General features: G+C 46.0%; 15 protein-coding genes. 1 reads left to right on the forward strand and 14 read right to left on the reverse strand.

Annotated features, from left to right (window positions below; translation table 11 throughout):
* Nucleotides 1–9: 9 nt before the first annotated feature.
* From nifJ to HMPREF1548_RS24690, 12 genes are all read right to left on the reverse strand, one after another.
* A complete protein-coding gene (gene nifJ, locus HMPREF1548_RS24635; RefSeq protein WP_021639455.1) occupies nucleotides 10–3,576 on the reverse strand; it encodes a pyruvate:ferredoxin (flavodoxin) oxidoreductase in 3,567 nt (1,188 codons plus the stop codon).
* Nucleotides 3,577–3,634: 58 nt separating this feature from the next.
* On the reverse strand, nucleotides 3,635–4,684 hold the full coding sequence (locus tag HMPREF1548_RS24640; protein WP_051358475.1) for an alcohol dehydrogenase catalytic domain-containing protein: 1,050 nt from the start codon (nucleotides 4,682–4,684) through the stop codon (nucleotides 3,635–3,637).
* Between the two features lie 2 nt (nucleotides 4,685–4,686).
* On the reverse strand, nucleotides 4,687–5,577 hold the full coding sequence (locus HMPREF1548_RS24645) for a sugar phosphate isomerase/epimerase family protein (protein ID WP_021639457.1): 891 nt from the start codon (nucleotides 5,575–5,577) through the stop codon (nucleotides 4,687–4,689).
* On the reverse strand, nucleotides 5,574–6,566 hold the full coding sequence (locus HMPREF1548_RS24650; RefSeq protein ID WP_021639458.1) for a Gfo/Idh/MocA family protein: 993 nt from the start codon (nucleotides 6,564–6,566) through the stop codon (nucleotides 5,574–5,576). Before HMPREF1548_RS24650 ends, HMPREF1548_RS24645 begins: the two co-directional genes overlap by 4 nt.
* An 18-nt stretch (nucleotides 6,567–6,584) precedes the next feature.
* Nucleotides 6,585–7,397 carry a sugar phosphate isomerase/epimerase family protein gene (locus HMPREF1548_RS24655; RefSeq protein ID WP_021639459.1) on the reverse strand — a complete coding sequence of 271 codons (813 nt, stop codon included), beginning with the start codon at nucleotides 7,395–7,397 and terminating at the stop codon, nucleotides 6,585–6,587.
* A gap of 4 nt (nucleotides 7,398–7,401) precedes the next feature.
* Entirely contained in the window at nucleotides 7,402–8,244 is an 843-nt protein-coding gene (locus tag HMPREF1548_RS24660) for a carbohydrate ABC transporter permease (protein ID WP_021639460.1), read from the reverse strand.
* A 14-nt stretch (nucleotides 8,245–8,258) separates the two neighbouring features.
* Nucleotides 8,259–9,140, reverse strand: coding sequence for a carbohydrate ABC transporter permease (locus HMPREF1548_RS24665; protein WP_021639461.1), 882 nt, complete (start codon nucleotides 9,138–9,140; stop codon nucleotides 8,259–8,261).
* 116 nt (nucleotides 9,141–9,256) lie between these two features.
* On the reverse strand, nucleotides 9,257–10,627 hold the full coding sequence (locus tag HMPREF1548_RS24670) for an ABC transporter substrate-binding protein (protein WP_035323812.1): 1,371 nt from the start codon (nucleotides 10,625–10,627) through the stop codon (nucleotides 9,257–9,259).
* Nucleotides 10,628–10,640: 13 nt separating this feature from the next.
* Nucleotides 10,641–12,899, reverse strand: coding sequence for a glycoside hydrolase family 2 protein (locus tag HMPREF1548_RS24675; protein ID WP_035323814.1), 2,259 nt, complete (start codon nucleotides 12,897–12,899; stop codon nucleotides 10,641–10,643).
* Nucleotides 12,900–12,998: 99 nt separating this feature from the next.
* Nucleotides 12,999–15,242 carry a glycoside hydrolase family 2 protein gene (locus HMPREF1548_RS24680; protein ID WP_021639464.1) on the reverse strand — a complete coding sequence of 748 codons (2,244 nt, stop codon included), beginning with the start codon at nucleotides 15,240–15,242 and terminating at the stop codon, nucleotides 12,999–13,001.
* 18 nt (nucleotides 15,243–15,260) lie between these two features.
* Nucleotides 15,261–15,695, reverse strand: coding sequence for a PPC domain-containing DNA-binding protein (locus HMPREF1548_RS24685; RefSeq protein WP_021639465.1), 435 nt, complete (start codon nucleotides 15,693–15,695; stop codon nucleotides 15,261–15,263).
* Between the two features lie 380 nt (nucleotides 15,696–16,075).
* Entirely contained in the window at nucleotides 16,076–16,540 is a 465-nt protein-coding gene (locus tag HMPREF1548_RS24690) for a GNAT family N-acetyltransferase (protein WP_021639466.1), read from the reverse strand.
* Nucleotides 16,541–16,659: 119 nt separating this feature from the next.
* On the opposite strand from HMPREF1548_RS24690, the gene HMPREF1548_RS24695 reads away from it, so the two are divergent.
* Complete coding sequence (locus HMPREF1548_RS24695; RefSeq protein ID WP_021639467.1) at nucleotides 16,660–17,631, forward strand: phosphotransferase; 972 nt, start codon at nucleotides 16,660–16,662, stop codon at nucleotides 17,629–17,631.
* Here HMPREF1548_RS24695 and HMPREF1548_RS24700 read toward each other — a convergent pair.
* Complete coding sequence (locus HMPREF1548_RS24700) at nucleotides 17,618–18,334, reverse strand: hypothetical protein (RefSeq protein ID WP_021639468.1); 717 nt, start codon at nucleotides 18,332–18,334, stop codon at nucleotides 17,618–17,620. The two genes, HMPREF1548_RS24695 and HMPREF1548_RS24700, sit on opposite strands and share 14 nt — an antisense overlap.
* Nucleotides 18,335–18,365: 31 nt before the next feature.
* A partial coding sequence (locus tag HMPREF1548_RS24705) for an MATE family efflux transporter (RefSeq protein WP_021639469.1) occupies nucleotides 18,366–19,481 on the reverse strand: 1,116 nt, incomplete at its 5' end.

Below are 19,481 nucleotides of genomic sequence, written 5' to 3' on the forward strand. Positions count from 1 at the left end.
CCATCTGAATTAATGCCTGCTCAGAGCTTCATATCTTTTATACCGTTCCATAGCTTCCTCTTTTGCCTGTTCGAACAGCTCCTGGGCCAGTTTTTCATTTTTCTTTTTAAGGGATGAAAACCTTACCTCACTCATAAGGAATTCCTCAAAATTTCCCGTCGGCCTTCCGGAATCCAGAACAAAAGGATTCTCATCCCGCATCTTTCTTCTGGGATCATAATGGTAAAGGTTCCAGTATCCTGCTTCCACCGCACGCTTCTGTTGCAGCTGTGTCTGCCCCATTCCTCCTTTAATTCCATGATTGATACAGGGGGCATACCCAATGATTAACGACGGACCCGGATAGCTTTCTGCCTCCTGAATTACCTTCACTGCCTGGGACGGATTTGCTCCCAAAGCAATTTGTGCTACATACACATCACCATACTGCATTGCCATCATTCCCAGTTCCTTTTTCCTGCGCTGCTTTCCCGCTGCAGAAAATTTGGCAATAGCCGCTTTGGGCGTTGATTTTGAGGACTGGCCTCCCGTATTGGAATAAACCTCCGTGTCAAATACCATAATATTAATATCTGCCCCTGTGGAAAGTACGTGATCCAAACCTCCAAAGCCAATATCATAGGCCCATCCATCACCGCCGAAAATCCAATTGGAACGTTTTATCAGGAAATCTTTTCTTGCATATATTTCCTGTACTCCTTTTTTCTGCAGGTTTTGAACCAGGCAATTTACCAGTTCTTCCGCCCTCTTTCTTGTTCCACCGGATACTTCGTAATTATCATCCCACATACAAATAGCTGTATAGAGCATTTCTTCCTTTTCGCCCTCTGCATATACGGCAAGGCTTTCCCTGAGCCGCTTAATTTGGGAACGAAGCTCATCGCGTACCGCACAATAGCCCAGATACATTCCAAGACCATATTCTGCATTGTCTTCAAACAGAGAAAATCCCCATGCCGGACCGTGTCCATCCTTGTCCTTTCTATAAGGAACAGCAGGTGCGCTTCCGCCCCATACGGTAGTGCAACCGGCAGAGTTTGAAATCATCATGCGGTCGCCGAACAATTGTGTAATCAACTTGGCATACGGCGTTTCTCCACAGCCTGCACAGGCGCCTGAAAATTCAAAATAAGGCAGCAGGAACTGGCTTTCCTTCACGGTGAGAGTCTTATTAGTTGTTTCCTTTTTTCTATCAAGGCCAGTTACATAATTCCAGCTTTCCCGATCCTCTTCCTTCCTTTCCGGAAGGGGTCTCATGACAAAGGCCTTTTCCTTTGCCGGACATACGCTTATGCAGTTTCCGCAGCCTGTACAATCCATGGCCGATACTGCCATATAAAAATATTTTCCGTCCTTCCCGTTTGCGCTCCTGGCCTTCTGCTGCAGCTTTTCGGGAGCATGTTCAAGTTCCTGACCTGTTATGAGAAATGGCCTCAGAACGGCGTGCGGACAGACTAAGGCGCATTGGTTGCACTGCACACAGTGATCCGGCTTCCACTCTGGTATGTACAGGGCGATCCCTCTTTTTTCATACTGTGTTGTACCAAGCGGAAAGGTTCCATCCTCAATTCCCGTAAAAGCGCTTACCGGAATGTCATCTCCTTTCTGTCTGTTCATCGGCTCCATAATATGATTTACAAAGTGATCCAGCTCTTCAGAACCTGTTTTTACCAAAGTCCTTTTTTCAGATTCTTCAAACTTACTTTCAAGCAGCGCTTCCACATTAATTTCTTCCAGGCATCCCGCAGCGGCATCTATGGCCGCGAAGTTCTTATCCACAACCTCCTGTCCCTGATGTCCGTAATTTTTTACAACCTCATCCTTCAGATACTGCATGGCTTCCTGCGTGGGAATAATTTCCGCCAGGGCAAAAAAAGCTGACTGCATGACCATGTTGATTCTATTTCCAAGACCGAGACGCTGCGCCAGAGCAAAGGCGTTGATAATATAAAACCGGATTTTCTTTTCTGCCAGCGTACGGATAAATGCGTATGGTAAGTGTTCCCCCAGTTCTTCCCTGTTCCAGACACAATTGAGTACGAAGGTTCCCCCTTCTTTGATCCCTTCCAGCAAATCATAGCGATCTACATAGGATTGGTTGTGACATGCAACGTAGTCAGCATGACAGACAAGATAAGAGGAACGAATAGGACTGTTTCCAAAACGCAGATGGGATATGGTCAGCCCTCCGGATTTTTTGGAATCATAGGAGAAATAAGCCTGCACATATTGATCCGTGTGGTCACCGATGATTTTAATGGCGGACTTATTCGCGCCTACCGTACCGTCTGATCCCAGGCCCCAGAACTTGGCACTGATGGTATCCTCAGGCTCTGTATCCGGAACATACGTCTGCATAGGCAGAGAAAGCCCTGTAACATCGTCCGTAATCCCAACTGTAAAGCCGTTTGCCGGAAAGTCACTGCACAGATTTTCCCACACCGCAAGTACATCGGCCGGAGTAAAGTCTTTGGACGCCAGTCCATATCTTCCGCCAATAATGAGGGGCTGTTTCCTTGCTCCTGAAAAGGCAGCGCATACATCCTTATAAAGAGGTTCCCCGTCCGCACCCGGTTCCTTGGTTCGATCCAAAACAACAATTCTTTCAGTGGTATCGGGTATTGCTTCCATTAAATGTTCACCTGAAAAAGGCCGGTAAAGCCTTACCTGTATCAGGCCGGTTTTATTTCCCTGTCCGTTCAGATAATCAATGGTTTCCTTTATAACCTCGCAGGAAGAACCCATCGCTACGAACACACAGTCTGCTTTTTCATCGCCATAATAATCAAAAAGCCGATAACGCCTTCCCGTCTTTTCTCCAAGCCTGTCCATATACTGCTGAACGATTTCAGGAAGTCCCTGATAAAAAGGATTGATCGCTTCCCTCTCCTGAAAAAAGATATCCGGGTTCTGAGTGGTTCCGCGCAGAACGGGATGATCCGGATTCAGCGCACGGCTGCGAAAGATTTCCAGCGCCTCCTGGTCTATCAGCTCTTTTATTGTTTCCTGATCAATTACTTCAATTTTCTGAATTTCATGAGAGGTACGAAAACCGTCAAAAAAGTGTACGAACGGCAATCTTGCCTTAAGTGCAGCCAGATGAGCTATGCTCCCCAAATCCATGCATTCCTGCACACTTCCTGATGAGAGAAGCGCAACACCTGTCTGCCGGATACTCATAACATCCTGATGATCTCCAAAGATACTGAGTGCATTGGAGGCCAGGGAGCGCGCGCTCACATGCAGCACACCCGGAAGCAGTTCTCCTGCTATTTTATACAGATTGGGAATCATCAGAAGAAGGCCCTGGGAGGAGGTATAGGTTGTTGTCAGCGCCCCCGCCTGAAGACTCCCGTGAAGCGTTCCTGCCGCGCCTCCTTCCGACTGCATTTCGATGAGTTTTACCGGATTGCCGAATATATTTTTTCTTCCATCGCTGGACCATTTATCCACCGCCTCTGCCATGGGTGAAGAGGGCGTAATCGGATAGATAGCCGCTACCTCCGTAAAAGCGTAGGATGCCAGGGCTGCGGCTGTATTTCCATCCATCGTTTCTTTTTTTGTTTTTGTGCTCATATGAAACCTCTTTTCCCGCGCCACCCGGCAGGGTTTGCCCCGCCGGGCGCTGTTATGCTTACTGTTCCCCGCTTTTTTCCGTAAAAACAATTCTTCCGGATACCTGAGGGAAAAGCTCAATTGCTTTTTCAAATTCATTCAGTTCCATGATTTTCCCTACATAAGACTGCAGATCGATTTTTCCCGTTTCCAGAATATTCATTACCTGTGTCCAGGTTTCATACATACGGCGTCCGAAAATACCGGTAACGTTCAGTTCTTTATAGACGACGCCGTACATGAAATTATGATAGGTAAGTGGTTTTTCCACCATTCCTACATGAACAATGGTCCCGGCAATTTTAACGGCTTCCACCGCCTGATTAATGACCTTTTCATTTCCGGTAAAATCAATGACAGCGTCAACACCTCTGCCGTTAGTTTCCCGCATGACCGTTTTCACATAATCTTCCTTCATACCGTTAATCAGCACATCCGCCCCTCTGGCAGCACTTTCCTTCAATTTCAGGTCATTGACATCCACGGCAAATAGCTTCACACAGCCAAGAAACTTGGCAATTTCTACCGCCATCTGTCCAATGGTCCCCACACCCGCGATCAAAAGCGTTCTGCCAGAAGGAGCAGCTTTGGAAACCGCATGCATAGCTGTGGCAAAAGGCTCCAGAATAGCGCCTTGCTCAAAGCTCAAATTTTCAGGCAGCCGGATCAGTGCCTTCTGGTGAAGCGCGATATAATCAGCAAAGCAGCCGTCCACCGTTCTCCCCAGAACTCCCATATGATTCCCACATATATGCTGGTTTCCGGTCCTGCAGGTCTCACAGTATCCGCACGGAATATGAGTTTCTCCGGCAACCCTGTCTCCCACGGAAAATCCCTTCACATCCTCTCCTGCTTCCACGATTCGTCCTGAAAATTCATGCCCCATTATAAAGGGAAGAGGATATTCCGCCTTCGCCACGAGAGGCGTCCATTCATAAACATCCACATCTGATTTACATAAAGCGGACGCCTCTACCTTAATTAAAACCTCATCCCTTTTTATAGAAGGCCGTTCAACCTCTTTTAATACGGCTCCCGCCTTCTTTTCTTCCTTAACTAATGCCTTCATTCTCAATAATCCCCTTTCCATATTTCTGCTGCCTGTTCACAGACTTTGCCGTAATACCAATCCCTGTCGGCTGTGCTTATCACCTCCAGGGAACAGATATCCACATTGCACAGCAGATTTTTCTTAAGTAATGCACCATAATTCTTTCTGATATCCTCCACCGTGAAATCTCCGTCCTTTACACCAAAAAGCGGGTGCTTATCTCCAAAAAGCGGATTTTCAATTGCTTTGGATACGCTGTTAGCAAGATGCAGGTGATGTATCCAGGGTGAAAGAATCGCAAAGCTTTTCAGGACTTCTTCCCCCAACTGTACCGCATGACTGGTGTCATAGGTAATTCCGATTCCGCATTCCCCCGCCTGTTGAAATACCCTTTTTACCATATCTATTTTCCCAAGGGCGAGCCACGGTTCTCCTTTATCATTAAAAAATTCCAGTGTTATCTCCGGCGTTCCCGTTTTACAGAGTTTTCCTAATTCTTTCAGAGATTTCACGGCCTGATCCACTATTTTTTCCTCTGCAAGGAAGTTGGAAGTGTGTGCCTGTTCCCACACTGGTCCGCTTAAAATCAGCATTTTCTGCGTGCCTAATGCCTGGCTGAACTCATACATTCTTTTCACAAAAGCCACGCTCTGAAGCCGTTTTTCTTCATCCGCAGAGGTGATATCCACGCCGTCTCTTTTCATGGGAAATCCGGCCAGAAACACGGAGGACAGATTCCTCTTTACAAGCTCTCTCCTGATTATTCCCATCTCTTCTATGGAACCTTCAAAATAAAATTCCACACAGTCAAAAATTCCCTGTTCCGATACCTGTTCCAGCAAAGCAGTCAACAACGCCAGATCATACATGGCTTCAGGATATACCGCCGTCAAACAGATTCCTTTTTTCATAGTTTTTCCGCACTCCCTGTGGATGAGGCCAGTATTTTATGAGAAACCTCAAGTACCTCCCGCCCTGTGGAAATACTACATAAGGGAGAATTTCCCTCTTTAATACAGGTAAGGAAATGACGGTTTTCTTCCAGATATCCTTCTCCCTCCTGGAAGATATCCTCCAGAACCTCATCAACCAGAGTTCCGTCATCGAACTTGGCTCTCAGACGGGTGGAATCCCAGATATCCTCCCCCATGAGCATAGCACTTCCCTTTGTACCAATGATTCCTTTTACATTAAAAGCAACATGAGAGCTCCAGCTTGCCGTAATCGCCCCGATTGCGCCGCTTTCAAACTTTAAAGCGGCGCTAACATTATTATCAAACTGAGGCAGCGCCGCCACTGTCCCCTTTACAAAGCCCTTTGCTTCCGTTGCTTTCCCCGCAAAGGACTGTAAAAAATCTATATCATGAGACAGGGATTCAATGGTCATGCCGCACACATAGCCCGCCGCTGTTCTCCAGCTTTCATTGAGTCTTCCGTCAGAACCGGGACCGGGGCCGATGCGGAAACAATACACCTGCACCACCTCTCCCAGTTTGCCCTGTTCCATCCACTCCCAAAGCCTTTTATATCCCCTGCGAAAGCGCTGGGTAAAGCCCACCATGAAGCATACCGGCACGGCTGCGGCCGCCTCTTCCATTTTTTTTGCATCCTCCAGAGCAATTGCTGCCGGTTTTTCCATAAAAATATGTTTCCGGCAGGCCAGCGCATACTCCACATATTCCAGTCTTTTGGAAGGCGGCGTAAATATATGTACCATATCCGCCCTTTCCGTTAATTCCTTTGCATCTAAAACAACAGGAGCTCCGAAGGCTTCTCCCAGCCTCCGGGCATTGTCGGAATTAATATCGTAGATCCCCGCAATTTCCACTCCCAGCTTGTGAAGCGCTTCACAATGTTTCCATGCAATTCCTCCCGCACCGATAATTCCCGTTTTCAGCATCCTGATCCCATCCCTTCCTTAACCTTCTTCCAAAAAAGAAAACAGCTCAAGCGGCCTACGCCAATCTTCCATCGTAAAGGGGATATTGCTCCCCGGGACCTTTTGCCCGGATTCCCTGATCTCCGGTGACAGCTCTACAGACATATAGCCCTCAAATCCCTTTTTCTTCATCCGCTTTACCATATCCGTATTATCTGTTCCCCCCATGCCGAACCGGCAGAAACTTTTCTGACCGAAAATCAGGTTTTCCTTAAGATGGAGATGATTGATTTTCGGATAAAAAGTATCTATAAAGGCTGCTATACTCTCCCCATGTGCTTCCAGATGCCCTCCATCCAGACAGATACCGATATGCGGGCTGTCTATTCTCTGAAACAAATATTCATAATCTTCTCTGCCCGCCAGAATATTATTGCAGTGGTTTTCAAGGGAAATGGAAACTTCGTATTCTCCCGCTGCCGGCTCCAGACATTCCAGCTCATAAAGAATATCATCCAGCGTCCCGTCCCCCGCCGTACCTGATGCCACAATTCTCCTGCATCCAAGCTCCCTGGCAGCTTCCATAGCCCGAAGCTTATGAGCTGTATTTAACGCCCTGATTTCCGAAGTACTGCCTCCAAAAGCGGAAACATGCAGAGCAATCGGCTCCAGCCCTGCCTGTGTACATCTTCTTTTCAGGCTCCTTATCCTGGCGGGCGTAAGTGTCTCCCCATACCAGCAATTGAATTCCACCCTCCGGTAACCGGCTTCAGGCGCACAGGAAAATAAATTTTTATAATCATTATTTTCAAATCCGTCAAATGTCAATGACGATGTTGCCAACAGCAGCATAATCTCACCCCTTCAATCCGCTCGTTGCAATTCCTTCAATTAACTGCTTTTGGAAGAAAATGAACAAAAGTAGAATCGGGATAACCGAAACTGTGGACATGGCAAACATCGCGCCGAAGGCACTCTTAGCCGTGGAATCCACAAACATACGAAGAGCAAGTGTAACCGTATATTTATTGGCCGTTCTAAGATAAATAATCTGGGTAAAAAAGTCGTTCCAGGACCACATGAAGGTAAATATTGTGGTGGTAACCAGAGCCGGCTGGCACAACGGCAGTATAATCTTCCAAAATACCTTGTAAGAGCTGCAGCCATCCACAATAGCTGCTTCATCCAGTTCTCTGGGAATTCCTCTTACAAACTGTACTAACAGATATACAAAGAAAGCATCTGTTGCCAAAAATTTAGGAATTACCAATGGTGTAAAGGAATCGATCCATCCCAGTTTATAAAAGTACACATACTGCGGTACGATTGTCGCGTGCTGCGGAAGCATCATTGTCATCATCATTAATGCAAAAAACAGATTCTTGCCTTTAAACTGCAGTCTGGCGAAAGCAAAAGCCGCTAATGTACATGAAAAAAGATTACCCAGAACGCACAGACATGAAACAATGATTGAATTAAGAAAATAGGTGGAAAATGTAACCCGTCCGTTTGATTGCCACCCTATTTTATAGTTTTCAAGCGTAAACTGCTTGGGGATAATTCCCAGATCCGTAAAAATAGTGGATTCCGGTTTGAATGAGCTTCCAATCATCCATATCAGCGGATACAAAATCATTAATGCAAAAATCAGAAGAATAATAAATTTTATGATTTCACCTGTTCGTTTTTTCTTATGCATGCCAATCCCTCCTTTTATTCATAATGAACAAATTTTTTGGAGACGGCGAACACCAGGATGGCCAATACAGATATTATCAAAACCAAAAACCATGCAAGAGCACTGGCATACCCCATCCTCATTTTACCGAATCCTTCATTGTAAATATGTAAGGTATAAAACAGCAGACTGTCTAAAACTCCGCCATTCCCGCCACTGATGATATAGGACTCGGTAAATACCTTAAACGCACTGATGATCTGCATAATCAAATTAAATAAAATAATAGGCGAAATCATCGGAAGCATAATTTTAATAGTTCTCTGAAATTTGGAAGCGCCATCTATAGAAGCCGCTTCCAGCATTTCCTGGGGCACCTGCTTAATCGCTGCAAGGAATATAATCATAGGAGAACCGAATTGCCAGACACGAAGAATTATCAATGTCCATACTGCTGTTTTCGGATTAGCAACCCAACTGATGGTAGAATCAATGCCAAGTGCCTGCAGCCCCTGATTCAGAATACCGTTCATTCCGAAAATCTGTCTCCACAATATCGAAATTGCAACACTGCCGCCCAAAAGGGACGGTACATAAAACGCGGCCCTAAACCAGGACAGTCCCTTCACACCTTTGTTCAGGAAAAAAGCAAGGATCAGAGAAACAAATAACTGCAAGGGCACGGAAGCAAAAACATAAATAAATGTTACCTTTAATGCATTGGTAAAATGGTAATCAGATGTGAACATTTTCTGATAGTTGGTAATACCGACAAACTGTGGTTCTGACAACAGATTATAATTGGTAAAGGAATAATAGAGAGACATCACCATGGGGATAAGCGTCAGGCCGATAAATCCGATTAGCCATGGCAACAGGAACACATAACCTGCATATTTATCACTTTTTCTTTTCATTCACTGACCTCCTTTTACGGTCCCTCTGCCGGCGCCTGCCGGTTTAAAAACAGCCTTTCTACCTAATATCCGGGAGCGTTCAACGCTCCCGGATGACAGGCCCATAAAAGAAACAATTAATTTACATTCTCCGCAATCATCTCATTTGCGATTTCACGAATATATTTTGCTGCATCCTGTGCTGTCATATTTCCAACTGCAACCTGTTCCGCCATACTGGCTATTTCATTTTGAATCGCCCATACACCAGGTGCTTTAGCTACAAACGGAGGCGCTTCTTCGGACACCATATTCAGATATTTGGTTGCTGCGATATCGCTGGGATCTGCATCGGCTGCCAGCATATCCTGAATGGTCAGGGAAGCAGGGACACCCAGTTCCATATTAAAAATCTTCTGTGCTTCTTCGTTGTTTACAAAGAAATTAATGTATTCTGCCGCCAGATCCTTGTTCTGGGAAGTCTCTGAAATAGCAAATGCGGAGGTAATCAACAGATCACCATGTTTACCGTTATCTCCTACGGGAACCTTTCTGATCGCCAGCTTGTCTTCCATAGAGTTCTGATAAATCTTATACTTATTGGCATTTTCAAAGTAAAACAGTACTTTCCTGTTTACCAGCGCGCCTTCCTCCCATGCCTTGGAGTTCCATTCCTGTGTCCATTCAACACCGGGGAATACACCCGCTTTTCTCAGGTCATCCGTATAAGCATACCAGGATGCAAGGGTTTCCTCACTGGGTGCAAAATTTCCGTCCTTATCAAGCCATTCATAGCCTTCTTCGCAATTTTCCCTTATCCATACCCAAACAAGATCGTTGTTCGTATAGAAGTCGAATCCGGCGTATGTATCAGGTCCCAATTTTTCCTGCACTTTACCTAAATAGTCTGCGAATTCACTCCAGGTAATATCCTCATCTTCCGGCCATAGCTCCATTCCCAGTTCATTCAGCAAGGTTTCATTCACATACAGAGCCTGTGCTGTGATTCCTAAAGAAACCATATATAATTCGTCGTTATATTTACCTGTATCCACAAAACCCTGATTCCAGTTATCCAGATTGATTGTGCCATTCTCCACATAGCTGTCCAATGGAACAAGAACGTTTTTGGAGCAATATTCACCTATCTGATTGGACTGGAACTGTACCACATCCGCTGCACTGCCGCTGGCATAAGCGGTTGACTGTGCGGTCCAGTAATCATTCCAACCAGGACTTTCTGTTACAATCTCTACATCGGGATGCTCCTGCATAAACAGATCATTAATTTTATAATAAATCTGATCACGCGTGGTACTTCCCCACCATGCTACACGCAGAGTTGTCTTTTCCCCTGAGTTCTTCTGAACTTCCTGCTCGGCCTCTGTCTGCACGGAATTATCCGTTGCAGTCCCCTCAGGAGCAGCAGTATTCTCTTTACCGCCGCAGCCCGCTAAAAGCATAGAACACACGATACCCAACGCCAATAATTTTTTTACTTTACCCATCTTCATTTCCTCCCTATTCTTTTGATACGCTGAAATAAGAATCATTTTCGGAAAGCACTTCATTTAAAGTACTTACCTTCATTTCCACCCTGCACTTATGTCCGGCAAGTTCACTGCCAAGCGGCAGTACGATATGATCCGGGATTTCCGCGCTGTCCGGCAGAATATCCAATCGGAATGCATTTCTGCTAAGTACATCGCCGGTTTCACAATCAAGCACCTTCCATTCAAGCAAAGCATCCTCTATCTTATGGTAATAATCATTAATCAGCCAGACTCTTGCAGTATAGGTTTCTCCTGCATGGAATATCTTTTCCCTGCCCAGCTTATAAGGATGGATGCAAGGCTGCGCGCTGACAAGAACCGGCGTATAGACCTTCTGCATATAGTCATATACCTTATAAGGTCTTCTGTAATAATCCAGAAGTCCCGAGCCGATCATAGGGCAGGCATCCGACCAATAATAAAGGTACATGCTGGATACCGGATCATATTTTTTCTGACGTAAAAACTCAATCTGATCCTTTACGGAAATAGCTTCGTAGTCCTGTGTATTCTCAATAAATTCTTCCAGGGAATTCCCCATCTGTACTTTGGCAAATTTGAATGTATTGGAATAAAACAGTCCCCAATATTCCCAGGTATCCCAATGAGGCGGCCACAGCTTGTCCTCCGGGATAAAGGTTTTAAGCGTTTCCATGCATGGTATAGACTGAGAACCGAACTCCACAATATTGGGCGGAATAATCAAATCATCCGTGTTCGTATCTCCGTCAGAACAGCAGCCGGTCATGATGTTCATGACGCCTTCCCTGTAGTCTCCCAGATGCACCCATCTGACCGGATCCACAGACTTCAGGGTTTCCTTCAGCACCTGGCACATGCGGAAATAATTATTTGGTTTGTCCGCAAGCTGATAGACCTCGGGTTCCTTATAAACCGACCACATTCCCATACAGGCATGATTAGTAAGCATCATTCCCATATCCCGCATCATATCCGATGCTCTTGAAATCATATCGTCATCATCGCTGACACAATAGTGCAGCGGGAAAACCTGCCACATCAAAAGCCCCATCTCGTCACATAGTGAATAAAGACCATCCTTCTCTACATGGCTGCCAATCCGGATGGAGTTAATATTCATCCGAAGCATTTTATCAAAGTCGGGCTTCCACATCTCTTCTCCTGCTTCACTCATCCACAGACTTGAAATATAACGCATTCCTCTAAGGAAAATTCGTCTGCGGTTCAGATACCATTGCCCTGCTTTGTCACAGACAACTTCCTTAATGCCGAAACGCAGTTTAACAGCATCCTCCTGCCAGCTAAGCATAAGGTCATAAAGGTGTGGATAACCATGATCCCAGGTCCACCACAGCTTTGCTTCTTCCACAGTAATTACCATTTTTACTGTACTGCGTCCGGGAGGAATCACCACCGTTCTGCTGCTGCAGGCAGCTCTGTCTCCTTCAAAGTTATTGGGCAGAATATCCGCCCGCAGGCTTCCTGTAACTGTTTTGGAAGTCCCATTATGCAAGGTAACATCAAGGCTTACCATGGCAGAACCGGTATCCTTATCCTGTCCGTCTCCCAGCCAGTCCTTTTTCTGTACAAGCCTGGTGGAAATTTTACAGTATTCAATGAATTTATCCGGACGTATAATAAGCTCTGCCTTATCCCAGATACCTGCAGAATTACCATCCTGCCGGAATGCCGTCATAGCTCCGGGGCGGTGCATGGCATCAATCATATGCCCTTTCACCTGAGTAATCGCCTTAGCCTGATGTCTTTGATAAGGTTCAGACAACGGTGTATCCTCATCAAGTCCGCTGTTGATATATTCTGTCTCATCCCTAGGCGCGCTGTCCCTGACAACCAGAATATTTTTTTCTCCCTTTTTTAAGTAATCCGTAATGTCAAATTCAAAGGGATTAAAGATTCCCTCGTGATTTCCCAGATAGCAATCATTCAGCCAGACATCAGCTATATAATCAACTGCGCCGAACCGGAGCCAGACTCTTTCCTCCCTGGAAAAATCCGGGGTATCGAACTCACGTTGGAACCAAATTGTTCCAAAATAGTCGCCAATTTCCGTCAGATACCAATTATTTGGAACTGCAATTTCCTTCCACCCATCCTGAGCCTTTCTTTCTTCGGCATAAAAATCTTCCCGGGAAAGCCCGCTTTCTTTTTCCCGCTCCGATTCATAACGGTAAGTCCAAATACCGCTTAAATCCACAGATTTTCTGCCTTCATGAATCATTATCATCGTTTTCGTCTCCTTTCCGTTTTCCGGAAGCATGCTTTTCATTAGTCGATAACATGTCAATATACAAATGAGGCGGTATGGTTTAAAGCCACATAGTGTTTAGATACAGGCTTTTACCACACAACTGTTAGTGGAAAGAATTTTGCTGTCTTCGCCCCTGACACACATTTCCACCACATAATTTCCCACATAATCTTCAGGTATGATGAAGGATATGGTATCAATTACCGCTGCACTGTCTTCTTCCAGATCCCTTATGAATGTATTTTCCGTAAGTATTTCCTGGCTGCTTTCACGATGAATTTCCCAGTGAACCTGTGCATTTTTCACTGTGTGGAAATGGTCGTTATTGACCCATACCTTTCCACCGAATCTCTGGCCTCTTGCATATTTCTTCTCTCTTCCAAGAACATGCGGCTCCATTTCCCATTCCAGACTGATCAGTACCTGGGTATATACCGCCTTCATGGCATCATATACCTCATATGGCTTCCGGTAATAGTCCAGCAGGCCGGATCCCATAATCGGGCAGGCATCGCTCCAATAATAAAGGAACATGGAAGCCACGGGCTGATATTTCCTCTGTCGTAAAAATTCAATTTGTTCCTTTACCGACAGCGCTTCATATTTCTGGGTGTTATGAATGAATTCCTCAAGGGAATTTCCCATCTCTACCTTGGCTCTGCGGAACTGGTTATAATAGAACAATCCCCAATACTGCCAGGTATCCCAATGAGGCGGCCAAAGCTTATCTTCCGGAATGAATTTTTTAAGGCTTTCAAGACAGGGTACCGAATCGGAACCGAATTCTACAATATTGGGTTGAATCTGTGCGGTATGAACATCAAGGTCACCGTCCTGACAGGAACCTATCATAATATTCTGTACGCCTTCGCGGTAATCCCCTTTGTGAATCCAACGGACAGGATCCACGCTTCCCAATGTTTCTTTGAGTATTTCACAAAGCTTGAAGTATACATTCGGTTTATCCGGCAGCGAATATATCTCCGGTTCCTTATAAACGGACCACATTCCCATGCAGGCGTGATTTGTAAGCATCATGCCCATATCCCGGATCATGTCACAGGCCCTGTTCATCACATCGTCAGAATCACTGATACAGTAGTGAAGGGGAAAAACCTGCCACATCAAAAGACCCATCTCGTCACACATTGTATATAGGCCATCCCGTTCCACATGGCTTCCAATACGGATTGCATTTATATCCATATCCAGCATTTTTGTGAAGTCGGCTTTCCACATCTCCTCATTGGCCTCGCTCATCCAGAGGCTGGAAATATATCTCATGCCGCGCAGGAAAATATGTTTTCCATTTAAATACCACTGTCCCTTTTCATCCGTTGTGATTTCCTTTACACCGAAATTCATGGTTATCTGATCAGTTTCCACGCCAAACGCCGCCGTATACAGATGTGGAAAACCATGATCCCAAGTCCACCATAATCTGACATCAGGTATGGTAATGGTAATCTTAAATATGTTATCTCCTGGCTGCAGTACCACCTTACGGCTGATATCCGTCACCGTATCATCCTCAAAGTTAAAGGCTGAAACCGATAGATTAATCTCAGTGGATATCGCTTGTTTCATACCATTGCTGATATATACATCAAAGGCGGCCAAACCTGTGCCATCCGGTTTATCCTGCTTGTCTCCCAGCCAGTCCTTTTTATAACCAATCCTTGTATAACTTTTAATATACTGAATATGAATGGGCGGACGGCTAATCAGTTTTACGTCTCCCCATATGCCGCCGGAATTACCGTCCTGGCGAAAAGAGGTCATGCTTCCCGGTCTGTGCATCGCTTCCACCATATGTCCCTTGATCTGAGTGATACCTATGGACTGATGGAATTTGTATTTTTCAGACATAGGAGTTTCATCATGATCATTTTGAACATATTCCGTCAAATCCTTTGGCGCACTGTCTTTGACAATAATAGTATTCTCTTCGTCCCATTTCACCAGATGAGTAATCTCAAATTCAAAAGAATTGAAGATTCCTTCATTCTGTCCCAGATATTCACCGTTTACCCAAACATCAGCAATATAGTCTACTCCCTCAAAATAGAGAAAAATTCTTTCCTCATGCATATAGTCCGGGACCGTAAATGTTCTGCTGTACCAGATGGTTCCGAAATAATCCCCTATCTCTTCTTCCAGATACCAGTTATGAGGGATTCTGATTTCCTTCCATCCTGCCTCTTCCGCCTTTTTCCCCAAATACCAGCTCTGTCTGTAACCTACCTCGTTCTGATCCAGGCGGTATTTCCATGTGCCGTTCAGACTTTCAAATTTTCTGTTATAAATTCCTCGAAACACCAGATTTTCCTCCGTTCGTTATTCGCTGACAGGAAACAGTTTTTTTACATTTTCAGGGGTAAGCTTCCTCTGCAGCTCAAAGCCTTTCAGTTCAATTACCACCAATTCCATCAGGTACAAAACCTTGGTTCCCCTTTCAAGATGACCTACATGGACCCCGCCGACACCGCCGCCCGAAAAATGCAGATGCGCCACGCCGTTAATAATAGTTCCTGAAATCCCGCCGCTTTCAAAAGGACCATTCAATGATAAAAATTCATCCTCCGTGGCTTCATCCATTGTCAGCGGCCTATGGTATTCCAGATGTTGAATGCTGCCAACCGCACTGGCTATATAGGCGTTTCTTATGCCTTCTTTTTTCAGTGCTGATTCCACACCTTCGACGATATCTTCTCCTCTGTCTAACTCAAGTATCATCGTCCTTCCAATACCATCTCCCATAAATGCCTTCATTTTTTCACCTCTTTTTATATTTTATAATTTATAAATTATAATTTATATATATCATATTGATTAATATGTGTAAACTATTTTTTAATTCAAAAAATATTTTTGTATATATTAATCAATTTATGCAAGTATTTTCAAGTAATATTTGTGATGTATTAATATATATTAATTGCGTTTACTTTTTGTTTTTATATTTTTCATTTCACAAAACATTTTAAGTGAAATATATGTTCTTAGAACTTCCTGCAAAAAAAGAGTCCCAAGATACATAAAAATGTACCTTAAGACTCATTCTTCAGCTAATCTCATATTACATGTGTTTATTACAATAATTTTAAACTGACTGGCAAAACCAATTCTTTTCACTCTTTCATATCTCTTAATTACTCATATTTCATACACAGAAAAGTAACCGGCTTCCCAAAAGAACTGGCCTTCTGTTCTCCATAAACCTTAAATCCAGCCCGTTCATAGGTCTTTATTGCGCGTTGATTTGAATCCAAGACACGCAATACCACCGGACCGTCAGGAAAACAGAAATGACGGCGGCCATGGGCAATTGCCTGTTTTACGAATTCCAGCCCCTTTCCTTTTCCGGTTTCCTCAGGGCATAAGCCAAGGCCGATTTCCATGACCTTTTCTTCATTTTCTTCATGGAAGGAAAATTCATAGAAGCCGAGCAATCGGTCGTTTTCATCAATTACTGCGAACCAGTAAGGAAGGTTTTCCATGACTTCCTCCAGGCATTCATCGTAATGCGCCCTTGGAATATTGTAAAATTCATAGGGCTCCGGGTAACTCCAGTCCAGATAGCGGACGGCATATTCTTCTGTCATTGGCACAATCATTTTTTTCTCCTGTCTGCCCGTTCCATTAACCGTTTTTAGCGCCGGTTGAAGTGGAAAGGCGGTATGATTTGTGGTACGCTGAAAGCAGCGTAATTACTTCAGGGGGGATACGGTTCTGTATGGACGAGAAAATTATTGCCGACATCAAAGCAGGCTTTGGCATGGCTATATCTAATATTACCACAGTTAACGGAGGCTGGCTGAACCAATTATGGAGGGCGTCAGCCGGAGACCGTGAGCTTCTGGTAAAAAAATACAGCAGGGAACGGTTCAGCAGGGAGAAATTAAACAGGATTGAGTCCGCGCTGCAACGGCAGGCAATGCTGGAGGCGTACGGCGTGGCCTGCCCCCATGTATACCGGTGTGGGCAGAAAATCATACGGTTCCTGGACGACGGCACAGCTTATATGGTGATGTCTTTTTGCCACGGGAAAAACGAGAATGCGCAGACAATCAACACCGCGCAGATGAAAAGCCTCGGAAGCGCCTGCGGGTACCTGCATAAGGCTTTTTCCAGGCTCACCAGGGGCGTTGAAAAGAGCTTTCCGGCGTTCGGCGGTTATACTATGGATTCGCTATGCCAGACCCTGCGCAGGCAAACCAGGCAACTTACCTGTGATATGCCGGCGGCCTACCGCAGGACGCTGCTTTCGTGCGAAGGTATTGTAAAGCAGCTTCCGCCGGATTTTTTTGACAGGCTGCCCAGAGGGATTGCACATGAGGATTTTACGCCGGACAATCTTTTGTTTCATGAGACAGGCGTGGAGGCGGTCATTGATTTTGACCGGAACTGCTACAGCTATCCCTGGCATGATGTGGGCAGGGCGATCCTGTCCTTCGCTTTGGAGGGTGGGCAGCTGAATTATGAGAAAATCCGTGCCTTTGTGGATGGATATGCACTGCATATGCCCCTTTCCCTGGCAGACGTTGGGGATGCCCTGCGCCTTTCCTGGTGCATTGAGGTTCCGTGGTGGATACAGCCTGACTGCTTTACCCCATCCCTGACCGGAAAGGCAGTGGATTTCAGGGAGCAGATATTATGGCTTACCACCCATTGGGAGGAGCTTTCTTTTCCTGCTAATGCGGTGTAAACGCTTTCCTTTCCACCAGATGCAGCGAGCGTTGGGCCTCTTTTCCAAAAATGTCGTCTCTGACCGCATATCCCTCAAGGACCCGCACGGCCTCCGGTACAGGGAAGGCGGAAAGGCAGAGCAGCACCTTCCATACAATGATCTCACTGCCGCTGTGGGAATGCAGGAGGTGAAGAATCCGTTCCGCATTTTCCCCGGTCGCCAGGGCCGGATGGTAAAAAGCCATGAAGCCCGCCGCGTCCAGCGCTTCCGATATCTGCTGTTCACTGCCTGTTTTAAACAGCTGCAGAAGGAGGGGGAAAACCGCCATATCCATTCTTGCAAGGGAACGGGCAATCAGGTCACGGGGAAGGGGAAAGGATTTTTTAGCGGACACCTTATCCGGCAGGGCCTTATACTGGTTATTTCCTATCCGTCCCAGCCAGGGAAGCATTTTTTCCGCGGTTTCTTCCGTGCCCTTTTCCAGAGTTTCACAAATGGCCAATCTTGTATACAGGCACTTTTCCTGCGCCAGCTGTTCCAGCAGCAGGACGGCGGCAGCCTTACTTTTCGGATCCATACAGCGGGCGGCGGCGGTCCGACGGCAGGGATCCGGGCTGCGCAGCTCCTCCACAAGCTGCTCCCACGGCAGGGACGCACAGGCGGCAATTTCCTCCGGTGAAGCCATTCCTCTGTTTTTCAATTGGGACCGTGTACTTTTCATGTGCTGTTCTCCTTTGGCTTACCGTCGATTTTCAGGAAGGGATGGAACCCACATTTTTATGGTAGATTACGGCAAAAATCACAGCCGCTGCAATTGTGGTGAGGAACTCGGCTACCGGAAAAGCGGTCCAGATGCCCGTGACACCGGCGATTTGGATGCCCAGCCAGGCGGCGGGCACGATCAGGGCCAGATACCGCAGCAGGGAGATAAGGAAGGAGGCAAAGCCCTTTCCCAAAGCCTCAAGCGCGCCGGAGCAAATCACGCTCACACCGGATACCACAAAGCCCAGGCTGATAATCCGCAAAGCGGCAGAGCCTTCCCGTACGGTAACAACATCCGCCGTAAACAGCTTCATTATGATACCTGGAGCCAGGAGGAACAGCAGCATTCCCGCCGCCATGATCACCAGAATCATCACGCTGCATATCTGTATAATCCGTCTCATCCGCTTCTTTTCCCCGGCACCGTAATTATAGCTGAGTATGGGACGCATCCCCTGGACAATTCCGTTGGCAGGCAGATAAATAAAGGACTGGAGCTTAAAATAAACGCCCAGAATCAAAATATATACCGGGGAGAAAGCAGCCGCAAAACCGTTCAGTACGGTTATCAGCAGTGACGGAAGCCCCATGGTCAGGGAGCAGGGCACGCCTACGGTATACAGCTTACCGCAGATTTCACCCGTAAGCTTCATATTCCGCCTTCCCAGGGACAGTCCCATATCCTTGCAGAAATACCAGATCAGATACAAAATCAGGGTTACCACCTGGCCGATAACCGTAGCAATGGCCGCCCCCTTTACCTCCAGACGCGGGATGGGCCCAAGCCCGAAAATAAAAACCGGATCCAGAATGATATTGGTAATACAGCCTGCCGCCATACAAACCATGGGGACCAGCATGTTCCCCACCGCCTGATATATTTTTTCAAAGGCAATCTGAACGGTAATCACCATGGAAAAGCTGAGGACAATATAAGCATATTCCATTCCCCAGTCCAGGATTCTGGCATCTGAAGTAAACAGAGGCAGAAAATACGGAATGCACAAAAATCCGCCCACAGACAAAAGCGCGCCGTGCAGCAGGCTGAGAAGCAGCCCCTGTGCCGCCGACCTGTCGGCGTTCTCCTTCTCTCCCGCCCCCAGGAA

It is taken from the genome of Clostridium sp. KLE 1755, assembly GCF_000466465.2.
Taxonomy (GTDB): Bacteria; Bacillota; Clostridia; order Lachnospirales; family Lachnospiraceae; genus Eisenbergiella; species Eisenbergiella porci.